The 23449-nt window shown below is 56.1% G+C and carries 21 protein-coding genes; 9 read left to right on the forward strand and 12 right to left on the reverse strand.

Annotation, left to right across the window (positions count from 1 at the left end):
• Positions 1 to 58: 58 nt before the first annotated feature.
• Positions 59 to 502: an NUDIX domain-containing protein gene (locus BOA8489_RS15245; protein ID WP_093975166.1), complete on the forward strand. Its 444-nt coding sequence runs from the start codon at positions 59 to 61 to the stop codon at positions 500 to 502.
• Here the strand turns inward: BOA8489_RS15245 and BOA8489_RS15250 are convergent.
• Positions 499 to 1761 carry a PP2C family protein-serine/threonine phosphatase gene (locus BOA8489_RS15250; protein WP_093975167.1) on the reverse strand — a complete coding sequence of 421 codons (1263 nt, stop codon included), beginning with the start codon at positions 1759 to 1761 and terminating at the stop codon, positions 499 to 501. The genes BOA8489_RS15245 and BOA8489_RS15250 overlap by 4 nt on opposite strands.
• 194 nt (positions 1762 to 1955) lie before the next feature.
• Here BOA8489_RS15250 and BOA8489_RS15255 point away from each other — a divergent pair, with 194 nt between their 5' ends.
• From BOA8489_RS15255 to BOA8489_RS15265, 3 genes are all read left to right on the forward strand, one after another.
• On the forward strand, positions 1956 to 2201 hold the full coding sequence (locus BOA8489_RS15255) for an Hpt domain-containing protein (protein ID WP_245813891.1): 246 nt from the start codon (positions 1956 to 1958) through the stop codon (positions 2199 to 2201).
• 231 nt (positions 2202 to 2432) lie between these two features.
• Positions 2433 to 3536, forward strand: coding sequence for a hypothetical protein (locus BOA8489_RS15260; protein WP_093975168.1), 1104 nt, complete (start codon positions 2433 to 2435; stop codon positions 3534 to 3536).
• Positions 3537 to 3659: 123 nt separating this feature from the next.
• Positions 3660 to 4880, forward strand: coding sequence for an argininosuccinate synthase (locus BOA8489_RS15265; protein ID WP_093975253.1), 1221 nt, complete (start codon positions 3660 to 3662; stop codon positions 4878 to 4880).
• 13 nt (positions 4881 to 4893) lie between these two features.
• Here BOA8489_RS15265 and BOA8489_RS15270 read toward each other — a convergent pair whose 3' ends face one another.
• The gene (locus tag BOA8489_RS15270; RefSeq protein ID WP_093975169.1) at positions 4894 to 5592 is read right to left on the reverse strand and encodes a sulfotransferase-like domain-containing protein; all 699 of its coding nucleotides are present in this window, start codon (positions 5590 to 5592) and stop codon (positions 4894 to 4896) included.
• Between the two features lie 202 nt (positions 5593 to 5794).
• Between BOA8489_RS15270 and msrA the strand changes: the two genes are divergently transcribed.
• Entirely contained in the window at positions 5795 to 6466 is a 672-nt protein-coding gene (gene msrA / locus BOA8489_RS15275; protein WP_093975170.1) for a peptide-methionine (S)-S-oxide reductase MsrA, read from the forward strand.
• Here the strand turns inward: msrA and BOA8489_RS15280 are convergent.
• Together BOA8489_RS15280 and BOA8489_RS15285 are read right to left on the reverse strand one after the other, a co-directional pair.
• On the reverse strand, positions 6463 to 7338 hold the full coding sequence (locus BOA8489_RS15280; protein ID WP_093975171.1) for a ribokinase: 876 nt from the start codon (positions 7336 to 7338) through the stop codon (positions 6463 to 6465). The genes msrA and BOA8489_RS15280 overlap by 4 nt on opposite strands.
• On the reverse strand, positions 7338 to 9593 hold the full coding sequence (locus BOA8489_RS15285; RefSeq protein ID WP_093975172.1) for an NADP-dependent malic enzyme: 2256 nt from the start codon (positions 9591 to 9593) through the stop codon (positions 7338 to 7340). The genes BOA8489_RS15280 and BOA8489_RS15285 overlap by 1 nt, the downstream gene beginning before the upstream one ends.
• Positions 9594 to 9750: 157 nt before the next feature.
• Between BOA8489_RS15285 and mutS the strand changes: the two genes are divergently transcribed.
• The gene (gene mutS, locus BOA8489_RS15290) at positions 9751 to 12378 is read left to right on the forward strand and encodes a DNA mismatch repair protein MutS (RefSeq protein WP_093975173.1); all 2628 of its coding nucleotides are present in this window, start codon (positions 9751 to 9753) and stop codon (positions 12376 to 12378) included.
• Here mutS and BOA8489_RS15295 read toward each other — a convergent pair.
• Positions 12359 to 12913 (reverse strand): nucleotide exchange factor GrpE, encoded by a 555-nt coding sequence (locus BOA8489_RS15295; protein ID WP_093975174.1) that lies wholly within the window; start codon positions 12911 to 12913, stop codon positions 12359 to 12361. The genes mutS and BOA8489_RS15295 overlap by 20 nt on opposite strands.
• Positions 12914 to 12915: 2 nt before the next feature.
• Entirely contained in the window at positions 12916 to 13980 is a 1065-nt protein-coding gene (gene hrcA / locus BOA8489_RS15300; RefSeq protein ID WP_093975175.1) for a heat-inducible transcriptional repressor HrcA, read from the reverse strand.
• Between the two features lie 118 nt (positions 13981 to 14098).
• Here hrcA and rph point away from each other — a divergent pair, with 118 nt between their 5' ends.
• From rph to hemW, 3 genes are read left to right on the forward strand one after another with little or no spacing between them, the layout of a single operon-like run.
• Positions 14099 to 14809, forward strand: coding sequence for a ribonuclease PH (rph, locus tag BOA8489_RS15305; protein ID WP_093975254.1), 711 nt, complete (start codon positions 14099 to 14101; stop codon positions 14807 to 14809).
• Positions 14809 to 15420: an RdgB/HAM1 family non-canonical purine NTP pyrophosphatase gene (gene rdgB, locus BOA8489_RS15310; protein ID WP_093975176.1), complete on the forward strand. Its 612-nt coding sequence runs from the start codon at positions 14809 to 14811 to the stop codon at positions 15418 to 15420. Before rph ends, rdgB begins: the two co-directional genes overlap by 1 nt.
• Positions 15413 to 16549 carry a radical SAM family heme chaperone HemW gene (hemW, locus tag BOA8489_RS15315; protein WP_093975177.1) on the forward strand — a complete coding sequence of 379 codons (1137 nt, stop codon included), beginning with the start codon at positions 15413 to 15415 and terminating at the stop codon, positions 16547 to 16549. The genes rdgB and hemW overlap by 8 nt, the downstream gene beginning before the upstream one ends.
• Here the strand turns inward: hemW and BOA8489_RS15320 are convergent.
• The 6 genes from BOA8489_RS15320 to rho are packed head-to-tail and all read right to left on the reverse strand — an operon-like array spanning position 16546 to position 23346.
• A complete protein-coding gene (locus BOA8489_RS15320) occupies positions 16546 to 17454 on the reverse strand; it encodes a ParB/RepB/Spo0J family partition protein (RefSeq protein WP_093975178.1) in 909 nt (302 codons plus the stop codon). The two genes, hemW and BOA8489_RS15320, sit on opposite strands and share 4 nt — an antisense overlap.
• A gap of 9 nt (positions 17455 to 17463) precedes the next feature.
• Positions 17464 to 18273 carry a ParA family protein gene (locus BOA8489_RS15325; RefSeq protein WP_093975179.1) on the reverse strand — a complete coding sequence of 270 codons (810 nt, stop codon included), beginning with the start codon at positions 18271 to 18273 and terminating at the stop codon, positions 17464 to 17466.
• On the reverse strand, positions 18266 to 18892 hold the full coding sequence (gene rsmG, locus BOA8489_RS15330) for a 16S rRNA (guanine(527)-N(7))-methyltransferase RsmG (RefSeq protein WP_093975180.1): 627 nt from the start codon (positions 18890 to 18892) through the stop codon (positions 18266 to 18268). The genes BOA8489_RS15325 and rsmG overlap by 8 nt, the downstream gene beginning before the upstream one ends.
• Positions 18889 to 20763: a tRNA uridine-5-carboxymethylaminomethyl(34) synthesis enzyme MnmG gene (gene mnmG / locus BOA8489_RS15335; protein WP_093975181.1), complete on the reverse strand. Its 1875-nt coding sequence runs from the start codon at positions 20761 to 20763 to the stop codon at positions 18889 to 18891. The genes rsmG and mnmG overlap by 4 nt, the downstream gene beginning before the upstream one ends.
• A 2-nt stretch (positions 20764 to 20765) precedes the next feature.
• On the reverse strand, positions 20766 to 22046 hold the full coding sequence (gene mnmE / locus BOA8489_RS15340) for a tRNA uridine-5-carboxymethylaminomethyl(34) synthesis GTPase MnmE (protein ID WP_093975182.1): 1281 nt from the start codon (positions 22044 to 22046) through the stop codon (positions 20766 to 20768).
• A 31-nt stretch (positions 22047 to 22077) separates the two neighbouring features.
• Positions 22078 to 23346 carry a transcription termination factor Rho gene (gene rho, locus BOA8489_RS15345; protein ID WP_093975183.1) on the reverse strand — a complete coding sequence of 423 codons (1269 nt, stop codon included), beginning with the start codon at positions 23344 to 23346 and terminating at the stop codon, positions 22078 to 22080.
• Positions 23347 to 23449: the final 103 nt, after the last annotated feature.

The raw sequence follows: 23449 nt of genomic DNA on the forward strand, positions 1-23449 counted from the left end.
CGCAGCGCGCGGGTGCATACCTCGACTATATAGGGGCTGCAAGACGAGGACCAAGGGAATGATCCCTAGGATAGGTGAACCGGTCGTTCCCGGGCAGGCATATCGCCGGCGTCCTGGGATATATGCGGTCCTGATTCGCGGCGATGCCGTCTTGATGACGCACCAATCCGAGCCGATTCCCGAGTACCAGTTGCCCGGCGGCGGAATTGATCCCGGCGAACAGCCTGTTCCGGCTCTGCATCGCGAAGTTTATGAGGAAACCGGTTGGCGGATTGATCGACCTGTCAGACTGGGGGCCTTCAGACGATACACTTTCATGCCCGAGTACGATTTATGGGCCGAAAAAGTATGCCACATCTACTTGGCGAGGCCTACTTTGTGTCTGGGTCCACCAAGTGAGCGTTTTCACGAAGCAGTATGGGTTAGCTTATCTGACTCGATTTCGTTGGCGGGGAATGAGGGCGATGCGATGTTTTTGGATTGGTGCCTTCGAAGTCTCTAGACAGTGCGCTCGAGCAGGACCGCAGAGAGATCGTCGGGGAAGTCCGTCAGGCCGGACGCACGTGACAATCCCTGGTGCAGCGCATCAATAAAGTCGGGTCCATGTTTGTCAAAGATGTCCAACAGCAAAGTCTTGAGGCCCTCTTCTTCAAAAAGGTCTTCGGTGTCAGGGATAGGACATTCTGTAATGCCGTCCGAGTGAAGCAACAGGCGATCACCTTTCGCGAGATTGATCTCGAATGAAGTGAACTCGGCATCGGGGATCAATCCGATAGGCATTCCGAAGGAAGACACATACTCGACTGTTCCGTCCTTTCTCAGGATTGCCGGACTGGGGTGACCCGCTTGCGACAGGACAGCACGACCTGTCTCAAGATCGACATCTGCCAGGATCATCGTCAAATAACGATCTGTCTCGATCTCGGCGAGCATCAGTTCATTGAGGGCGCCGCATACGTCGGCCGGCGGACGCATCGCCCGACCGCCGTTCTCGTCAACAACAAGCGCAAGGTTTCGCTCGGGTGAGGATGGGTTCAGCAAGCCTGCGATCCGGGCGGTCATCAAGGCTGAGGCCACGCCGTGACCCGCCACGTCTACAGCGTATACACCGTAGCGCTTCTCAGAAATCGGAAAAACACCTACAAGGTCTCTTCCCACATGACCGCTTGGTTCGTAGAGCAGTGATGCGCTTCCGCCCGCCAGAACGAAGTGTCGCTCTGGGACAAGTGCTTGCTGGAACAATCGCGCTTCAAGCAAATCCCGGTCAATTGCTGAGTATAGGTCCTGCAATTCGCTTAGTGTTTTGGTTAGAAGGTCGTTCTTTTCTTTCACGTCGAGCTGGGCGGACAAGATCCGCTGCCCTGCCGTGATACGGGCTTTCATTTCAATGGTGTTGAAGGGCTTGGAGAGAAAGTCATCCGCGCCGCTTTCAAGCCCTTCTGCCAGAACTTCGCGTTCGGTTTGAGCGGTCAAAAGGATGAAATACGCCGGCTTGTCGCGCATCATCTCACGGAAGGCTCGGCAAAACGCGACCCCCGACATGCCGGGCATGACCCAATCGCTGATAACAAACTCAATGTCGATCGACCGGCACAGCTCCAAAGCAGCCTCGCCACTTTCGGCTTCCAGTGTGGTATGACCCCATCTTGCAAGCGCCTTTGTCAGAAGGCGGCGTTGCGCCCGGCTGTCATCAACAACAAGGACTGGTCGGCCCAAGTCAGCTTCGTTCTTGGCAGGTATGACGGGTGTCGGAGCGTTCATGCTCCCTTCATGCAACCATGAGGTTAAGGCTCTGTAAAAGCGCGTGATCTTGATAATTTCAAAAAGAAACAGTCTCTTAATATCTTTTTGAAAGAAGGGCGGGGAGGTCGAGGAATCAGATATTTGATAGACTGGGATCGAATACGTGAGTTGGGACTGAAGTCGGTGAGCAGGACTTCGCCGAGGTCGTGGAGATGTTCCTTGAAGAGGTCGACGAGGCGCTTGGGCGGCTTTTCCGATCTGATGATGGGGCCATCGCAAAGGACCTTCACTTCATTAAGGGAAGCGCACTGAACATCGGGCTCACTGAAGTGAGTAGTATTTGTCGGTCAGTTGAAACCAAGCTTCGCGAGGCGCCTGCGCGTGATGCCGACCTTCGCGCAATCCAGACGGCTTTCCACAAGGCGAAGTTGGAATTCGCTTCAGGAGCGCTCGAATAACCCGGCAATCAGAGAGGGTGATTCGGGAGGTCGCTGGATTTTTCCGGCCGTTTTGTCCTGAATTGTCGCGGGATATGTTTCTATTAGCACTGTGTCTGGTGATTGAGGCTACAACAGAAACAACTTTCGGGTTTCTAGCAATAGATCGCCGGTTTCATTTTGAGCGTTTTCTCTGGAGGCGTGTGACAGGCTAGAGTTTCGTTCAACGCGATTACTCAAAGGATCCCACGGATGAAGACCCCTTTCAAAGCTACTCTCGCGGCACTTGTCATGAGTTCCGTTGCCGTCGGCGCGATAGCAACCACCGCGACAATCGCCAGCGTTGAGCCTGCTTTCGCCAAGTCAGACAAAGCGAGCAGCAAGTCAGAAAGCAATCGAGGCAAATCCGAGAATGCCCGTGGCAAATCCAGCGAGCGAGGAAAACCTTCCGGGAGATCGGCTCCTTCGGGCAAGTCCGGTAGGAGCATCGAAGGCTTTTTTGAAAAGCTGACCGGACAAGACAAGCGCGCTTTCAAGGCGCAGAGCTCTGCGAAGCCCCCAAAGCCCCGGAACACCGCCAAGGTCGGTAAGTTCGAGAGCGAATCGCTTCATCCCAACCAACTGGGAAATATGAACGGCGCGCTTAATGCCAACATAAACGCTGTTCTGGCGCACATTCGAAATGGAAACGGGAACGGTCCTGTAGGTCATATTGCTACCCTCGCTGCAGCATCCGCAGCGGCGGACGGTGCCCAGGAAGTTCTGGACCGTGCCGCGCTATTTGATGCTATTGAAGCCGCCGGATACGAAAGTCTGGAAGCGTACTACTCGGCACTAGAAGATACTCCTGGCGATCCGATTAATATGGCTATCGAAATGGCTGAGAGCCGGGATGAGGCCGCAGTCAAGTTCGGTTATCCGTCACATGACGATTACCTCAGACTTGTAGAGGTTCCCGGTGCGGATCCGGATGATGGAATAGACAAAGCGCTGATGAATCTCGGGGTAGAGATCGACGACCGCGGCGACGCGCCCGCTGATCTGGCTCTCGACTCTTCGGACCCTTCGGTAGCTAGGGCTGAAGAAACCTTGCTTGACGAGACTGCTGCTGAAAAAAGTATTCTTGCTTACTGGAACAAGAATCCGGGCGGCGATCCCGATCCTGATTCGGGCCTAACTGCCGACGAAGAAAAACTTCTGACCGAGCTTCGCAATCGGTTTTCAGAAGCCGATCTTGTCGCAATCAAAGAGACGGTTGATGCGAACAGTCCGGAACCGAGAGTCGACGAAGACGCCTGTGAAGAAAACAATGACCTTTGCCAGTCAGAAGAAGAAATCGTGACTCTGGTTGACTGACGGCTTGAAGGGTGCAGGCGGAGCGATAGTAGGCCTACTCTGAAATGGCGTTCGCTCCGTCTTGTTCCCAATGTAAAAACCCCGTAGATGCTCGCCGGTACAACACAAATCCGGGGAAATACCGTGTCCGCACCGAAGAAAGTTGTTCTGGCCTATTCAGGTGGGCTTGATACATCAATCATTCTGAAATGGCTTCAAACCGAGTACGGCTGTGAAGTTGTGACGTTCACAGCGGATCTCGGCCAGGGCGAAGAGCTTGAGCCAGCGCGCAAGAAGGCCGAGTTGCTTGGTGTTTCAGAGATTTTCATCGAGGATCTCCGGGAAGAATTTGTCCGCGATTTCGTGTTTCCAATGTTCCGCGCGAATGCGCTGTACGAGGGGCTTTACCTGCTGGGCACATCAATCGCTCGGCCGCTGATCTCGAAGCGTCTTGTCGAAATAGCTGCTGAGACCGGGGCGGATGCTGTTGCTCACGGTGCGACCGGCAAGGGCAACGATCAGGTTCGTTTTGAATTGAGCGCTTATGCACTTAACCCAGATATCAAAGTGATTGCGCCATGGCGGCTTTGGGATTTGTCCAGCCGCACAAAACTCATTGATTTCGCTGAGAAACACCAGATTCCAATCGCCAAAGACAAGCGGGGCGAGGCGCCGTTCAGCGTGGATGCGAACCTTTTGCACACATCATCTGAAGGGAAGGTGCTTGAGGACCCGGCAGGCGAAGCGCCCGACTATGTCTATCAACGAACCGTTCATCCTGAAGACGCCCCAAACGAACCGGAGTTTATAGAGATCGGTTTTGAAATGGGCGACGCCGTATCGATCAACGGTGAAACGATGAGTCCTGCCAGCATACTGACAAAGCTCAACGAACTGGGTGGAAAACATGGAATTGGGCGGCTTGATCTGGTTGAGGGTCGTTTTGTTGGTATGAAGTCCCGCGGGATATACGAGACGCCGGGCGGGACGATCTTGCTTGAAGCACATCGTGGGATTGAGCAGATCACACTGGATCGGGGTCAGGCGCATTTGAAAGACGAGCTGATGCCGCGATATGCGGAGCTTATTTACAACGGCTTCTGGTTCTCACCCGAGCGCGAGATGCTCCAGGCCGCAATCGACCACACACAAAAGCATGTGACAGGAACTGTAAAGCTGAAGCTTTACAAGGGTTTGGCACGCACTATCGCGCGCTGGTCGGATCATTCGCTTTATTCAGAAGCGCATGTCACCTTCGAAGAGGATGCGGGCGCCTACGATCAGAAGGATGCGCAGGGGTTCATTCAGTTGAATGCTCTGCGGCTGAAGCTTCTGGCAGCGCGGGAGCGGCGGCTAAAGAAGTAAGGCACTGTAGTTGTTACAGTTTCTTTGCTTCAAGGTCCTTGTAAAAGGGCAAAGCCTGCTCCATTAGCTCGGCAGATTTTCCGGTGAGAGCTGGTAAGTCGGCTTCTTTTCCGGCGAAGCCTTTGGAATTATGGACAGATTTGTACCAGTGAGGTGCCCACGCGCCATCGAATGGTTTGGGTCCGGCGGACCACGCGAGCATCGCGGGGTCCCAGTCTAAGCTGATGACTTTACACAATTTTTTGAGCATTCCCTCGGGATCGGTGCGGATGTCATCGCTGTCGACCACGGGTCCCGGAAATTTCGCGTAGACCTCGGTTTGTTGTTTGAAACCAATGTCTTGAAGGGTTGGATCCTCGCGCTTTGCAGAGTAACTGGCGATGACGCGGGCAGGATGCCGGATGAGGTGTACATTGACGCACCCCAGAGCCCAATCAAGCGGAAAGCCGTCGCACATGTGAAAGCCCATGTGCTTCATATACCAATGTTTTTTCCCATCAGGCACGTCGCCACGGATGCGATCAGCGACTTTCTCCGGGTCCGTTTCGTGAGCCTGGAGGACAGAATCCCGCATGGGGTGATCGATTCCGGTCACTTTTAAGTAAGGCGCATAGAATGGCTCGTCCCATGCGGCAAATTCTTCCCTGTTTCCAAAGGCATACATCATTGCGGTCGAGAGATTGCGGGGACCGCTCCACATCGCGATCTTCATTGTCGGTATGACGTCGGTTTCACGTCGGTATTACGTCGGTGCATGCGTTCGGCCTTTTTAGGAATCCTTAGGACTGCTGCGGAGACGCTAGACGGACATTTCGCGTGAAACAACTCTCACGAGGTTGCGACATCACGCGGGGGTGAATTGTGATTGAACAACGCGCGCGACAAGGTGAGTCGAGTTTTAGGGAGATCACGCAATGCCATTCGCAATCCAATCATTGAAGGCTCCGATCTTGGCCGTTTTGATCATGATGGGCATCGCCATTGAATGCGGAAGCGCGAAAGCCGCCGGAACCGGGAAGGCTTATTTCGCCGGCGGTTGTTTCTGGTGCGTCGAGGCCGACTTTGAGCGGTTGCCCGGCGTGGGTGACGTTATTTCCGGCTTTACCGGCGGAAAAACGGACAACCCGACCTACAAGCAGGTCACCGGAGGAAACACCGGCCACTATGAAGCGGTCGAAATTCCTTATGACCCGGAAACGGTCAGCTACGATCAACTGCTTTATGCGTTCTTTCGTTCGGTTGATCCCACCGATGCGGGAGGTCAATTCTGCGATCGGGGCGACAGCTACAGAACAGCGATATTTGTCTCTAATGCTGAGGAAAAGGCCGCTGCAGAGGCCGCAAAAGCGCGCGCCCAGCGCGATCTGGGGCGCACCATCGTGACGCCGATTCTGGAAGCCTCGAAGTTTTTCCCTGCTGATGACTTTCATCAGGATTACTACAAGCGAACCGAGGTCGTATTGACAAGGCGCGGTCCGAAAACAAAGGCGAGCGCCTATAAGTTCTATCGCAACGGATGCCGTCGGGATCAGAAAGTATTGCAGCTTTGGGGTGATGACGCGGTTTTCGCGACGCCAAGCAGCTAGGGTTTAAAGGCCTCGACCTCAGACAAAGTGGGGATCGCGTCGGCGGTCCCCCTTTTTGTGACCTTCAAGGCCGCTGCGCGACCAGCGAAGGCCATCGCCTCGGCTGGCCTGAAATCTCGTGCCAAACCCGCTGCGAGATACCCGGCAAAAGTATCGCCAGCACCGGTCGTATCGACCGCTTCGACCTTGATCCCGGGCGTCTCGGTGCTGTCGCCGGATTGAGTTGAAATCCAGCGGGCACCATCGGCCCCAAGCGTGACGACAATATGGCTCACGGAAAGCTCAAAAAGGGACTGTTCAAGGGATTCTTGGAGTTGTTCGGCTTCAACCTGATTCAACAAAAGCACATCAATATAGGGAAGAACGGCTCGAATTGCTTCGGCGTCGAAGGGTGCGGCTGAGTAAAGAACGCGCATACCGATTTCGGAAGCTATTCGGGCGGCTTCTGGTTGGAGGTTCGTTTCGTTTTGCAGAAGTAGCAGATCGCCGGATTGAGCGGTCGAAAGCGCCGCCTTAAGCCCCTTTTCATCCAGTGTCCGGTTTGCGCCGGGAAGAATGACAATCGCGTTTTCCCCATCGGATGCGACATTGATGATCGCGTGTCCCGTCGGTTCGTTCGAGAGGGCGATGTGCATGGTGTCGACGCCATAGCTTTCGAGGCGTTCAATTACCCATTCGGAATTCGCGCCTATCGCGCCGAAGTGGCAAACGGGCGCGCCAGCCTTTGCGGCAGCGACGGATTGGTTTGCACCTTTTCCGCCAAGGCCTTCGCGATACCCGGTGGCCGCAAGTGTTTCGCCGGGTGCGGGGATGTGCGGCACATCATAAAACAGGTCGATATTGATCGAGCCGAGGCACCAAACGGTTTTCATCAGCCCACCTTGGACGCGGCAAGCACCGCCATGTTCATGATATCATTGACGCTTGAGACGGTTGGCAAGATTTGGATCGGCTTGTCGACCCCGGTGAGAATCGGGCCGATCACAGTTGCTCCGGCCATTTCCTGCATCAGCTTTACCGAGATCGAAGCCGAATGGCGTGCTGGCACGACAAGGATGTTTGCCGGGCCTGTCAGGCGCGAGAACGGGTAGTTTTCCTGAGCCTTGGCGTTTAGCGCCACGTCCACTGTCATTTCACCTTCGTATTCGAAATCGACGTTCATTCTGTCGAGGACCTTGGGCGCCTGATGCATTTTAGTGGCGCGTTCGCTGATCGGGTAGCCGAAGGTCGAGAAGCTGACGAAGGCAACGCGTGGCTCAAGACCGAGGCCCCGTGCAACCTTGGCGGCCTGAATGGCGATTTGGGCGAGGTCCTGATCCGAGGGCCATTCATGCACGAGCGTATCTGCGATCAGGACGATCCGACCTTTGTGAAGAAGGGCCGTGACGCCGACAGCGCCGTCTTCGGCGCGGGCATCAAAAACGTGGTTGATCAGGTCGAGAACATGCGCGGATTTTCTGGTGGCGCCTGTCACCAGGGCGTCGCCGTGGTCATGGGCCAACATGAGTGCCGCGAAGACGTGGCGGTCGCGCGCGGCGAGGCGGTGGATATCGGTTGAGTCGAAGCCAGACCGTTGCAGCCTGTTGTAAAGGAACGATTTATAGGTATCGAGGTGTTCAGTGTTCGCTGCATTCACGACCGTGATCTCGGAAATGGCGTCAGCCAGCCCCTCGGTCTTGAGTTGAGCTGCAACGTCCGCTTCACGACCGACGACAAGCGCCTCGCCAAAGCCGTTGCGCTGGTATGCGACGGCTGCGCGCAGGACACGCGGATCATCGCCTTCGGCGAAAATCATGCGTGATTGGGCGGCTCGGGCGCGGGCGTTGATCGAGCGCAGGATCGACGCGGTGGGGTCCATCCGGGATTTGAGCTGCAACTCGTAGGCATCCATGTCGACGATCGGACGGCGGGCGACACCGGTGTCCATGCCCGCACGGGCGACAGCCGGAGGAACGCGGTGGATGAGGCGCGGGTCAAAGGGGGTCGGGATGATGTAGTCGCGGCCGAAAGTCAGTTTGAGGCCGTAGGCCATGGCGACTTCGTCCGGCACGTCTTCGCGGGCAAGTGCGGCAAGGGCTTCGGCGCAGGCGATCTTCATCTCGTCGTTGATCGCACGGGCGTGGATATCCAGAGCGCCGCGAAACAGGTAGGGGAAACCGAGGACGTTGTTCACCTGGTTCGGGTAATCGGAGCGACCGGTGGCAACGATGGCATCCTCGCGGACTGCGTGCGCTTCTTCGGGCGTTATTTCCGGATCCGGGTTGGCCATGGCGAAGATGACTGGGTTTGGCGCCATACTTTCAACCATCTTTGGCGTGACGGCCCCTTTTGCGCTGACGCCGAGAAAGACATCTGCGCCGGCCATGGCGTCTTCCAGACTCCGAAGGTCGGTGGCCACTGCGTGCGCGGATTTCCATTGGTTCATGCCATCGGTCCGGCCCTGATAAATCACGCCCTTGGTGTCGCAGACGATGCAATTCTCGTGGCGCGCACCCATGCGTTTCAGGAGCTCGATACAAGCAATTCCGGCGGCACCCGCGCCGTTCAGGACGATTTTGACGTCTTCGATCTTCTTGTCGGAAATGTGGAGTGCGTTGATCAGGCCCGCAGCACAGATCACTGCCGTCCCGTGTTGGTCGTCATGAAAGACAGGAATATCCATCTCTTCTTTTAGACGCTGTTCGATGATGAAGCATTCGGGCGCCTTGATGTCTTCAAGATTAATGCCCCCGAACGTCGGACCCATGATGCGGACAGCATTGCAGAAGGCGTCCACGTCTTCCGTGTCGAGTTCGATGTCGACCGAGTTCACGTCAGCGAAGCGTTTGAATAGAACGGCCTTGCCTTCCATCACTGGCTTGGAGCCAAGAGCGCCAAGATTGCCAAGACCCAAGACAGCTGTTCCGTTTGAGATGACGGCGACGAGATTGCCCTTGTTTGTATAGTCATACGCAAGTTCGGGGTTGGCCGCGATATCTTCGCACGGCACGGCGACACCGGGAGAGTAGGCCAGGGACAGATCCCGCTGCGTCGTCATGGGAACCGTGGCCTGGACCTCGAATTTGCCCGGGCTTGGGTGCATGTGGAAATGCAGCGCGTCTTCGCGTGTGAACCTTTGTCGTGGCATTCGTCGTCCTCCCCTGAGCATGCCACCTTACGGTTTGCTACGGCGGGGGCAAGCCGCTTGATTTCGGCTTTCGCCCGGACGTCGGGGCGTTTAGATTCCTTTAAAACTCTCTGGGGGGAGTGACACTTTGACCGTCGCTAACGCCGCCGTCACTCCGATGATGGCGCAATATCTTGAGATAAAGACCGACCATCCGGGCGCTTTGCTGTTCTATCGGATGGGAGATTTTTACGAACTGTTTTTTGACGACGCGGTTGCGGCGGCAGAGGCGCTGGATATTACACTGACCAAGCGCGGCAAGCATCTTGGCGAAGACATCGCAATGTGCGGCGTGCCATACCATGCGGCAGAGGGCTATTTGTTGACGCTGATCCGAAAGGGTTTTCGCGTTGCTGTGTGCGAGCAGTTGGAAAGTCCGGCGGACGCAAAGAAGCGTGGGTCGAAGTCGGTCGTGAAACGTGGGGTTGTTCGACTTGTGACGCCGGGCACCCTTACCGAAGAAACTCTGCTTGAGGCGCGACGGCACAACTTTCTGGCGGCGCTGAGTGACGTTCGTGGGGAGGCTGCTGTCGCATGGGTCGATATCTCGACCGGGGAGTTGCGTGTGCTGGCGACAACGGTTGAACAGTTCGGACCCGAGCTTGCGCGATTGCTGCCCCGCGAAGTATTGGTTTCGGACAGTCGTGAGGCAGATTTCGCCGGTTTAGTGACTGAAATAGGGGCCTCTCTGACACCGCTGTCGGGCGGGAGTTTTGACAGTCAATCTGCCGTGAGGCGCCTTACGGAATTCTATGAGGTCGAAAGCCTGCATGCTTTCGGGGCCTTCGGGCGGGCAGAGATTGCAGCGATGGGCGCGATCATCGATTATCTGGACCTGACACAAAAGGGAAAGCTGCCACTTTTGCGCCCGCCCGTGCGGGAATTGAGCGGCGGGACCATGCAGATAGACGCCGCAACCCGGCGGAACCTTGAGTTGACACAGGCCTTGTCGGGCGGTCGCGAAGGGTCGCTTTTGGCGGCGATTGATCGCACTGTCACGGCGGGCGGAGGACGGTTGCTGGAGCGGCGGATTTCATCGCCCTCGCAGGACTTAAAGGTCATCTCCCAGCGACACGACGCCGTGGCTTATGCCGTGGAAAATGTGGAGTTTCGCGAGGATCTGCGTGATAAGTTGCGGCGCTGTCCCGATGTAGATCGTGCCCTGTCACGACTTTCGCTGGATCGCGGCGGACCGCGGGACTTGGCGGCCGTGCGGAATGCGGTCGGTCAGGCTGCGCTGATTTCGGCGGCTTTGCCGCAAGATGCACCTGATTTGTTGACGGCCATGGGCAAGTCCCTCGTTGGTTTCGGGGAGATTTCAGAGCTACTTGAAGAAGCCCTTGTGGCCGAGCCGCCTCTTTTGGCGCGGGATGGTGGATTTATTGCTGCCGGTTTTGATCCGGACTTAGACGAAGCACGAACTCTGCGGGACGAAGGCCGCGGGGTGATTGCGGGATACCAGGCAGATTACGTCATCGAAACGGGGGTTTCGGCTTTGAAGATCAAGCACAACAATGTGCTGGGGTATTTTATCGAAACCACCGCAACCCATGCCGAGAAAATGTTGGCGCCGCCTCTGTCGGAAAGGTTCATCCACCGCCAGACGACGGCCAATGCTGTGCGGTTTACGACAGTTGATCTGTCGGAGATGGAAACGAAAATACTCAATGCTGGTGGACGTGCGCTGGAGATTGAAAAAAGGCTCTACGAAGGGCTTGTTCGGGCAGTTTTGGCGGTTTCCGGGCCGCTTGGCGATTGCGCGCGCGCCTTGTCGGAGATGGATGTAACGGCGGCCTGGGCCGCGCTTGCTCAGATGGAAAATTGGGCAAGGCCAAGGATGGATGAGAGCCGGGCATTTGAAGTTGTTGCGGGTCGGCATCCTGTTGTTGAGCGCGCCTTGAAAACTGAGGGTGCGCCGTTCATTGCAAACGACTGCGATTTGTCTGGCGATGAAAATGGGTCGATCTGGTTGCTTACGGGGCCAAATATGGCGGGTAAATCAACGTTTCTTCGACAGAACGCGTTGATTGCGCTTTTGGGACAGGCGGGGAGTTTTGTTCCGGCGAAATCGGCGCATGTCGGTCTGGTTAGTCAGTTGTTCAGTCGCGTGGGGGCGGCTGACGATCTGGCACGCGGTCGTTCGACTTTCATGGTCGAAATGGTTGAGACGGCTGCGATTTTGAACCAGGCGGATGCGCGCGCCTTGGTGATTTTGGACGAAATCGGGCGTGGAACGGCGACGTATGACGGCCTGAGTATCGCGTGGGCGACGCTTGAGCACTTACACGATGTGAACGCCTGCCGCGCCCTTTTTGCGACGCATTATCACGAGATGACCCAGCTGGCAGACAAGCTGGACGGGGTGGAAAATGCAACTGTTGCCGTGAAGGAGTGGGACGGCGACGTCATCTTCCTGCATGAAGTTCGGCGAGGCGCTGCGGATCGCAGTTATGGTGTGCAGGTCGCCAAGTTGGCGGGGCTTCCGCCGGCCGTGGTTGAGCGCGCGCGGGTTGTTCTGGAGGCGTTGGAGAAGGGCGAACGCGAAGGCGGACCGGGTGCGAAGGCGTTGATCGATGACTTGCCGTTGTTTGCAGCCGTGCCTGTGGCCAGTGTTCCGAAACAGGGCAAATCGTCTTTGTTAGAGACGAAATTAGCGGAGCTGCTTCCCGATGAGATGACCCCTCGGGAAGCCCTTCAGGCGCTTTATGATCTGAAAGCTGAGGCGATTAGCCGGGGGTCGAGCTAACACCGACTTTGGCCGGGCGCAAAAGACGGTCGTGCAACATGAACCCGTCTGCGGATACCTGAATGATTTCGCCGGCCTTTGTGCCGGGAAGCGGCGCTTCGAACATCGCTTCGTGGTGCTGAGGGTCAAAACGGTCGCCTATTTCCGGCGAAATCGGCTCGATTCCGTGCTTTTTGAAAACGCTGATCAACTCGCGCATGGTAAGCTCGACACCTTCGATCACCGCCTTGTTCGTTTCGCGGCTTTCCTGCGGAATAGCTTCGATGGCACGCCGCATGTTGTCGAACACGGGCAACAGATCACGCGCAAGACGTGATCCGCCGTATTGCTCGGCCTCGCGGCGATCACGCTCGGAACGTTTGCGCGAGTTTTCCGCATCCGCCAACGCGCGCATGAACTTGTCCTTAAATTCGTCGCGCTCGGCCTCAAGCTCGGCGAAGCGTTCGTCGATATCGGGGTCTTCCAACGCTTCGGGGCTGTCGATATCGATCAAGTCTTCGTCCGCCGCCGGTTTCTTTGCGTCTTCGTCGTTCATTCTTACCCTCGATCAGATATCAATCGGCCAACCAACTGGGCCGTATAGTCAACAATGGGAACGATGCGTCCGTAGTTCAGCCGCGTTGGGCCGATCACGCCGACCGCACCGATCACCTTTCGGTCCGCGTTCATATATGGAGAGACAACCAAAGATGAACCCGAAAGTGAAAAAAGCTTGTTCTCGGAGCCAATAAAAATCCGCACTCCGGCACCGCCCTCGGTCAGATCAAGGAATTCGGCAATGTCGCGCTTGCGTTCGAGGTCGTCAAACAGCTTTCGGATGCGCTCAAGCTCTTCTTCCTGACCGGCGCTCTCGATCAGATTCGATCTTCCGCGCACGATGAGGCGTTCGTAGGTTTGACCTTCGTTCTCCCAAAAGGCCTGCCCGGTTTCGACAAGCTCTCGCGCGGCAGAGTCCAGTTCTCGGCGGTGCTTTGCAATTTCACGAGAAATCACGGCCCCAAGCTCGCTTAAGGTGTGGCCTTCGACGATAGAATTCAGGAAGTTGGCCGCTTCTCGCATAGAGCTTGGTGTTTGACCGGCCGGAGGTGTGAACACCCGATTTTCTACGTGACCATCGCCGAACACCAGAACAACGAGCGCGCGTTCCGGGGCGAGGCTGACGAATTCAATATGTTTGATGGGCGCTTCATGTTTGGGCGCAAGAACAAGGCTAGCGCCGTGAGTGGCACCCGAGAGAGCCGAACCAACACGGTCGAGAAGTGAAGCGACATCCGTGTCGTTCTTCCCCAACGAACCCTCGATGGCGCCGCGGTCTTCCGCGCTGAGATCACCGACTTCCAGCAGACCGTCCACGAACATGCGAAGGCCTTGCTGAGTCGGAATTCGGCCTGCTGAGATGTGGGGGGAATTCAGCAAGCCGAGGTATTCGAGATCTTGCATGACGTTGCGAATCGTCGCTGCGCTGACTTTCTCGGACATTTCGCGTGTCAGGGTCCGTGACCCGACAGGTCCACCCGTTTCAAGGAAGCCCTCTACAACACGACGGAACACCTCGCGCGAACGCGCGTTCATTCCTTCGAGAAGTTTTCCGGAATCATTCATTTTGTCCGTTTCCTTGGGGGCGCTGCAATTAAAGGCAAGCAGGCGCGAAGGTCAATCGGGCTTGATGGTATGGGCAAGCGCGACTATCAACCTCGCTCAACCTCAGGAAGGAATTCTCATGCGCCCGTCAGGTCGAGCTACCAATGAAATGCGGACCGTTTCTATCGAAACGGATGTGACCAGACACGCCGAAGGATCATGCATGATCCGGTGCGGCGATACTCATGTTCTGTGCACCGCAACCATCGATGAGCGTGTGCCGCATTGGATGAAGAACACCGGGCTTGGCTGGGTTACGGCGGAGTACGGGATGCTGCCGCGCGCAACGCATTCGCGCATGAACCGTGAGGCCAAGAAAGGTCAGAGCGGAAGAACGCAGGAAATTCAAAGGCTTATAGGGCGTTCACTTCGTGCGTGCATTGACCGCCCTGCCCTCGGCGAGCGTCAGATCATGGTGGACTGCGATGTTATCCAAGCCGACGGCGGGACTCGTTGTGCCTCTATAACCGGTGGTTGGGTCGCTCTGCGACTGGCCGTTAACAAGCTGATGAAGGCCGGCATGGTGACGAGTGATCCGATTATCGACCACGTTGCTGCGGTGTCTTGTGGCATCTATGCAGGCCAGCCGGTGCTGGACCTGGATTATCCGGAGGACAGCGAGGCCGGTGTCGATGGCAACTTTGTGATGACTGGACGCGGGACATTGATCGAGATTCAGATGTCGGCCGAAGGATCGACGTTTTCGCGCGATCAGATGACAACGCTGATCGATCTGGCCGAGATTGGACGGGATCAGTTGGTGACTGTGCAAACCAGCGTGACTGCTTGATGCGAAGTTTTGACGGCAAGACGCTTTTGGTAGCGACCCATAACTCGGGCAAACTTGACGAAATCGCCGATTTGATTTCCGAGTTTGGGATATCTGTGGTCGGCGCCGCAGAAAAGGGCTTGCCGGAACCAGAAGAGACCGGGACAACCTTTGTCGAGAACGCGCGCTTGAAGGCTCATGCTGCGGCAAAGGCAACCGGGCTGCCTGCGTTGGCGGATGATTCCGGGATCGAGATTGATGCGTTGGATGGTGCTCCCGGTGTTTATACGGCGGACTGGGCGGAAACGCCGAATGGTCGGGATTTCATCATGGCCATGACGCGGAGCCATGAAGCGCTTGAGGCGATTAATGCGCCCCTGCCCCGAACGGCTCGGTTCTGTTGCACCTTTGTGTTGGCGTGGCCTGATGGCCACGATGAGGTATTTGCCGGGACCATGGAGGGTCAGGTGGTTTGGCCAATGCGCGGGGACCAGGGTCATGGGTATGATCCGATTTTTCAGCCGGACGGATACGACACCACGTTCGGTGAAATGGATCGGTGGGAAAAGAACAAGATCAGTCACCGCGCGGACGCGTTTGCCAAGTTGAAAGCCGTATTCCGGAATGGATGAGCGGCCGGGCTTTGGTCTTTATGTTCACTGGCCATTTTGCCAGGCGAAGTGTCCTTATTGCGATTTCAACAGCCACGTTGCGTCAAAAATCGACCATTCTGCTTGGGTTAGTGCCTATGTTGATGAGATCCGTCGGCTTGGAGCAGAAACCGAAGGGCGCGTTCTCGACAGTGTTTTCTTTGGTGGTGGCACGCCCAGCCTGATGGCGCCTGAGACTGTTGATGCAATTTTGACCCAAGCAAGGTCGGTTTGGCGGCCTTCGAATTCGATGGAAATCACTCTGGAGGCAAATCCGACTTCAGTCGAAGCTGGCAAATTTCGAGCTTTTCGCGACGCTGGGGTCAACAGGGTTTCTGTCGGACTTCAGGCGTTGAACGATCCGGATTTGAAAGCACTTGGGCGGCTTCATTCGGCCGAGGAAGGCCGCCGCGCCTTTGGTGTTGCACGAGATACCTTTGAGCGCGTTTCTTTCGATTTGATCTATGCAAGACAAAACCAAAGCATGGAAGCCTGGCGGTCTGAGCTGGACGAGGCTTTGGCTTTGGCAGCGGACCACGTGTCGCTTTATCAACTGACAGTCGAGCCGGGTACGGTTTTTGCAGAGCGATTTGCGCGGGGAGGGTTGCGTGGGCTGCCGGATGAGGATGTTTCGGCGGATATGTATGCTTTGACGCAAGATATGACTGAAGCTGCGGGGTTGATCGGCTATGAAACCTCGAATCACGCGGCTCCCGGCGCGGAGTCTCGACACAACTTGATTTACTGGCAGAATGGCGACTGGGCGGGTGTTGGTCCGGGGGCACATGGCCGTTTGTCGGTAAATGGTGTGAGATATGCGACCGAAGCGCCCAAGGCGCCCGGTGCCTGGCTAAACGCCGTGCGTGAGGGAGCTGGCCAGGAGGTTCGCACGCGCCTTACTGACCTCGAAGTCTTGGAAGAACGTGTGATGATGGGCCTGAGATTGCGCCGTGGGATTGCTGTTGAGGCTCTAGATGGACGGCCTGATAAAGTGAATTATATCAATGGCTTATCGGAATCACGCCTATTGGAAATCGAAAATGGACGTCTTCGGTTGACCGATGCCGGGCGGCCTCTTTTGAATGCGGTTTTGCGTGAGCTGCTGGCTTAGACTTTCCCTGCGTCGGTTGTAACCGAAAGCTTGCGGCAAAGCTCGTCTAGCTGATCGAGATTATTATACCTGATCGTCAGCGCACCACCTTCTGTTCCAGGCGGGTGGGCGATGGTAACTTTCATACCCAGCGCAGCCGCAAGGTCGAGTTCAAGCGCGCGCGTGTCGGCGTCTTTGATCGGGGACTCATTGATGTTTGTCGGCTTCAATGCGCCCGATTTTTTCGCCAAAGCTTCGGTCTGGCGAACCGAGAGACCTTGCTTTACGACCTGCGCAGCCAGTCGAACCGGATCGTCAGCCGTGACTAGTGCTCTGGCATGGCCGGCGCTGAGATCGCCTGCACGCACCAACTCCATAACCGAGTCAGGCAGCGTAAGGAGTCGCAACAAGTTGGCGATATGGCTGCGGCTTTTGCCAAGCGCTTCAGCCAACTTTTCCTGGGTGTGACCAAACCGATCCATCAACTGCCGATACCCAGCCGCCTCTTCAATGGCGTTGAGGTCCGCGCGCTGAATGTTCTCGATGATTGCCAGTTCAAGAACCTCTGAATCGTTCAGATCTCGAACGATGGCAGGCACTTCGTGCAATTGCGCACGTTGTGCAGCGCGCCAACGACGCTCGCCGGCGACAATCTGAAAGCGCTCCGAATCCGACGGGTCGCGCCGCAAGATAAGTGGCTGAATGACGCCTTTCTCGCGAAGCGAAGAGGTCAATTCTGCCAGAGCAGCTTCGGTAAATGTCCGCCGCGGCTGATTGGGGTTGGGGCTGATGCGATCAACGGCGATAAATGTTTCCGCCTTCCGTGCAGCGCCGGTGGCTGGCTGCGGAGTTGTGGTATCGACATCTGCCATCAATGCGGAAAGTCCGCGACCTAATCCTCTGCGTTCCTGCTTCGCGTGTGCCATGTTGATACCCTATGGTGTGGTTTGTTCTAGTTTCTCTACCATTTCTTGTGCCAAAGCGCGATAGGCTTGGCTGCCTTTTGACGCCGGATCATAAGAAATAACGGGCATCGCAAAAGACGGTGCCTCGGAAACCCGGACGTTTCTTGGCACGACAGTCTTAAAGACAAGTTCACCCAGAGCCTCGCGCGCGTCAGCTTCGACTTGCTGGCTTAGGTTGTTGCGGCGATCGTACATCGTCAGGACCACGCCTTCGATCCGTAAGTTCGGGTTCGCAGTTTGGCGAACCTCGCGAACGGTCAGCATGAGCTGTGAAAGCCCCTCAAGCGCAAAGAACTCGCTTTGAAGCGGGACAAGCACCGAATGTGAAGCAACCATAGCGTTGACAGTAAGCAAGCTCAGCGACGGCGGGCAGTCGATTAGAACGAAATCCAGAGCAAAGGCATCGATCTCGGGCTGTCTCAGGGCATCGTGGAGAAGAAAACTCCGCTTTTCGACCGACATCATTTCTATATCGGCTGAGCTTAGATCGGTTGTGGCGGGCGCGATTACCAGGCCTTCAACGTTCGTCGGGCGAATAACGTCCTTAAGGTCAGCGTCTTCCAAGAGCAGGTCGTAGGTCGTAACTGCGCGCTCCGAGGGATCAATTCCGAGGCCGGTTGATGCGTTACCTTGAGGATCAAGATCGACCAGCAGCACGTTGAACCCCTCGTCCGCGAGGGCTGCGCCTAGATTTATTGCTGTGGTTGTCTTACCGACTCCGCCTTTTTGGTTCACGATGGAGATAATACGAGGGCCGACGGGTCGTGTTGGGTCAGACACGCTTGATATCTCCGATTTTAAGAATGGCGGCCTGATTATCCGTCATGCTTGAGATGCTTTCACAGGTGAAGGACCATGTTTTGAGGGCCAATTCAACCTCGGATGACGCGCTTGCGCCTTTTGGAAGCAAGGCAATACCGTTTTTGCCAATATGGCGCGAAACGTAGCTGAGAAGTAGCTCAAGCGGTGCAAGGGCCCGCGCGGTGACGACATCGGCAGCAGATGGCTCGGCGGCTTCGGCGCGCTCGGCCAAGACAGTGAGCCTTGTGTCAGTTTCTCGCCCGACGGTCCGCAGAAACGCTGCTTTACGTTGATCGGATTCGATGAGGGTCATCGCGAGGTCTGGTCTTGTTGTTGACGCCATCAGGGCGATAACGGCCCCGGGAAAACCCCCGCCGCTCCCAAGATCAACCCATGTCTTAGCGGACACAGGCGCGATTGTGAGCAGCTGCGCAGAATCTGTAAAATGCCTCTCCCAAAGCGCTTCAATCGTTCCGGGCGCAACGAGATTAATGCGTTTTGTCCATTTCCTGACGAGATTCGCATAGGTTTCAAGTTTTTCGATTGTTTCACGTGAAGCATCGAACCTGTCTGCAAACTCGTCCTTCGCACCATTCATGCGCTTCGTCTTTGAATTTGCCGGAGTTTAGCAAGTATGAGCGTTAATGCGGCCGGTGTGACCCCCTCCACGCGTCCCGCCTGCCCCAACGTACCGGGTCGGACTGAAATCAGCTTTTGGCGCAGCTCGTTCGAGAGGCCAGCGAGGGTTTCATAGTCGAAGTCGGCGGGAATTTTGTGTCCCTCGTCTTTCTGCAGCGCCTCTACTTCACGTTTTTGCCGTTCGATATAGTTTGCATACAGGGCGTCACGCTTGATTTGCTCCTGGATTTCGACGTCAATGCTTGCGATTTCTGGCCGCAGACACGCTACATCGTGGAAGCTCACATCGGAAAACGACAATAAGTCGAGGCCGGAACGGCGAGAACCATCTTCCGCGATCCGAATTCCTGCTTTGGATGCCTCCGATGACGTAATGAAAACTTTGCCAAGGAGCTTTTTCCCGGCGTGAAGACGCTCCATTTTCTGAGAAAAAGCCGACTCTCTCTCTTCGCCGACACATCCGACGGCAAGCCCCAAGGGCGTGAGGCGCTGATCTGCATTGTCAGCGCGAAGCGATAGACGGAACTCTGCGCGGGACGTAAACATCCGGTAGGGCTCAGTCACGCCGCGCGTTATCAGATCGTCTACCATCACACCAATATACGAGGTTTCCCGACCAAAGGTGACAGGTTCAAGGTCAAGCGCATCACCCGCGGCGTTGAGTCCCGCAACAACGCCCTGCGCTGCAGCCTCCTCATATCCTGTGGTACCGTTGATCTGACCCGCAAGATAAAGTCCCGGCACATCTTTTAGACGAAGACTCTGATTGAGGGCCTGGGGATCAACGTAATCATACTCGATTGCATAGCCGGGTTGGACAATTTCAGCGGCTTCGAGGCCCCTGATCGAGTGAACGTAGTCGTGCTGTACGCTTTCAGGAAGCGAGGTCGAAATGCCGTTTGGATAGACCAGGTCGCTTGTGAGGCTTTCGGGCTCGAGGAAGATTTGATGGGAGGCCTTGTCCGCGAAACGGACAACTTTGTCTTCGATCGACGGACAATACCGCGGCCCGACGCCGTCGATATGCCCGCCATACATAGCCGATTTACTGAGGTTATGGCGGATTATTGCGTGTGTTTGCTCGTTCGTGTGGGTTATGCCGCAGGACACCTGTCTGGATAGTGGTCTAAGCGAAAGGAACGAAAACAGCGTGGGATCGTCATCACCGGGCTGTTCTTCGAGGATATCCCACTTGATACTGGAAGACCTCAGCCGTGGAGGTGTGCCAGTCTTTAGGCGACCAAGGGGCAGTCCAAAACCATCAATGCGTTCTGCCAGTCGAATTGAGGGCTTGTCGCCAATGCGACCGCCAGGCCGAGTTTCGTTTCCGATATGGATAACGCCCCGCAAGAAAGTCCCTGTCGTGAGGACGGTCGATTTGGCGTTAATCCTCGAACCATCCGCAAGCTCAACGCCAATGACTGCATAGCCCTGCACGATGAGGTCAGTCACTTCGCCTTCAATGATCTGAATACGCGGATGTGCAGTGATCTCTGAAAGCATCTCACGCTTATAGATCGCTCGATCAGCCTGCGCTCGTGGGCCTTGTACTGCCGGGCCTTTGCGACGGTTCAAAAGTCGGAACTGGATACCCGCCCTGTCGGCGACACGGCCCATAACGCCGTCAAGGGCATCGATTTCACGTACCAAGTGGCCCTTTCCAAGCCCCCCAATTGCTGGATTGCATGACATGACGCCGATGCCGTCACGGGCCAGCGTGACCATCGCAACCCGCGCCCCACGCCGGGCAGCGGCGTGGGCCGCGTCTGCCCCCGCGTGTCCGCCACCGACAACGATTACGTCTATGTCCAAATGTTTCACGTGAAACATCCCTATTTGCCAATACAAAAGCTCGAAAAGATTTCATCCAGGATATGCTCTACATCGACACGTCCGACAAGGGCGTCAAGTGCGCGTACAGCAGTCCGAAGATCTTCAGCGATAAATTCGGCAAGCTCCGGAGCGCTGGTTAGTTGGTTTTGCGCATGGGCAAGCGCGTCGGCCGCGATCTTCATGGATTGCCGATGCCGGTCACGAATAGCAATGCCGGACTCTGATGCCCGTCTTTGAAAAACTTCGGTCACGCGCGCGACAAGATCATCGAGGCCGAACCCCGTTGTGACCGAGATATGCCCATCCGGGTTCAAATCGGATTTCGTGACAAGGACTATGTCTTCCTTGGTCGAAACAATGGGCAGTGTTTCGGATCGTGAAGATAGCAATATGATGCGGAGATCTGCTGCTTTTGCTCGCGTTCTGGCCCGCTCGATGCCGAGAGCTTCAACGTGATCCTCGGTAATGCGGAGGCCCGCTGTATCAAGGAACGTAACAGGCAGACCTTTCAGGTCCATATGAATTTCGATCACATCACGGGTCGTACCAGCAATATCCGACGTAATGGCAGCATCGCGGCCTGCAAGCGCGTTGAGCAAAGACGACTTCCCGACATTTGGAGCACCGACAATCGCAACCTCGAAACCGTCACGAATTCTTTCGGACACCTCAACGCCCGCAATTTCGGCGGCCAGTTCTGTAGAAACTGAGAGCAGAAGTTCCGACACCTCGGGCGAAACGTCGACCGGCACTTCTTCGTCTGCGAAATCAATGGTCGCTTCAAGCAAGGCCGCTGCCCGAATAAGTCGCACGCGCCAACTCTCGGCGAGATCGCCGAGCGCTCCGGACAGGACACGCAAGGCTTGGCGCCGCTGTGCCTCTGTCTCAGCCTCGATCAAATCGGAGAGGCCCTCGACCTGCGCCAAATCCAGACGCTCGTTCTCAAGGGCGCGGCGGGTAAATTCCCCTGGTTCGGCCTGCCTGAGGCCGGGCAGACCTGCAAGCGTCTGCAGAACGGCGTTGATGGTGGCAGTGGCGCCATGGAGGTGCAACTCAACCACATCCTCGCCAGTGAAACTGTGAGGTCCGGGGAACGTCAGAAGGAGAGCTTCGTCAAGAACAAGATCGTACGCACGCAGCGTCCGGAGCACCGCAGTCCGCGGCTTGTCCGGAAGGGTGGCAAGCGTAGAAACGGCGACAAACGCATCTGGGCCGGAAATACGGACAACGGCAACGCCCGATTTCCCACGCGCGGACGCAAGGGCAAAAATCGTATCCATTTAGTCTAACCTACTGATTTAATTCAGTAAATCATGTGTTCATAGAATCGAAGAACTCGGCGTTGGATTTCGTTTGCTTCAGCTTCGAGATCAAGAACTCGATCGCATCTGTCGTACCCATCGGGTTCAGAATTCGGCGCAAAACGAAGGTTTTCGCAAGATCGCCCTTGTCGACGAGGAGTTCTTCTTTCCGTGTACCGGACTTGAGAATGTCCATCGCCGGGTAGACGCGTTTGTCCGCAACTTTGCGATCCAGGACGATCTCGGAGTTGCCCGTACCCTTAAATTCTTCGAAGATGACTTCGTCCATACGGCTGCCCGTATCAATCAGCGCGGTTGCGATGATGGTCAGCGATCCGCCCTCTTCGATATTCCGCGCGGCGCCGAAGAACCGCTTGGGGCGTTGCAATGCATTGGCGTCCACGCCACCGGTCAGAACTTTGCCCGAAGAGGGAACCACGGTGTTGAACGCACGGCCCAGTCGGGTGATGGAATCGAGTAGAATGACAACGTCACGCTTGTGTTCAACCAAGCGCTTGGCCTTTTCAATGACCATTTCCGAAACGGCGACGTGGCGGGTGGCGGGTTCGTCGAAGGTAGAGGAGACAACCTCGCCTTTCACAGACCGCTGCATGTCAGTCACTTCTTCCGGACGCTCGTCAATCAGAAGAACGATCAAATAGCACTCAGGATGGTTCGTTTCGATCGAGTGGGCGATATTCTGGAGCAGCACCGTTTTACCGGTACGAGGCGGTGCCACGATGAGACAACGCTGGCCCTTTCCGATTGGCGAAACCAGATCGATGATGCGCGCCGACCGATCCTTCACCGTCGGATCCTCGATTTCCATCGTCATACGTTCGTCGGGATAAAGCGGTGTGAGGTTGTCGAAGCTGACTTTGTGACGTGCCTTCTCGGGGTCTTCAAAATTGATCTTCTCGACCTTGGTCAGGGCGAAGTATCGTTCGTTGTCGTTCGGGTCACGGATGATGCCCTCGATGGTGTCACCCGTCCGCAGCGCAAACTGGCGGATCATTTCAGGCGAAACGTAGATATCATCTGGGCCGGGCAGATAGTTTGCCTCAGGCGAGCGCAGAAACCCAAAACCGTCTTGGAGAACCTCCAAAACGCCGTCTCCACCGATAATCCATTCCTCGTCCGCGCGCTCTTTCAGAATTGAGAACATCATCTCGCCCTTGCGCATCGTGGACGCGTTTTCGATCTCAAGATCTTCCGCAATGGAAAGAAGTTCTTTCGGGGATTTGGCTTTCAGATCAGCCAGATTTAGACGGTCAGACATTGAAACCTTTCGGACGGACAAAGCGTCCGTGCGTCAATTCGGAGAATGGAAAGCGACAATTCGGCCAGGACGGCCTTCGCCGCTCTGCTTTAGGGAGACAGGA

The organism is Boseongicola aestuarii, from assembly GCF_900184815.1.
Classification (GTDB): Bacteria; Pseudomonadota; Alphaproteobacteria; order Rhodobacterales; family Rhodobacteraceae; genus Boseongicola; species Boseongicola aestuarii.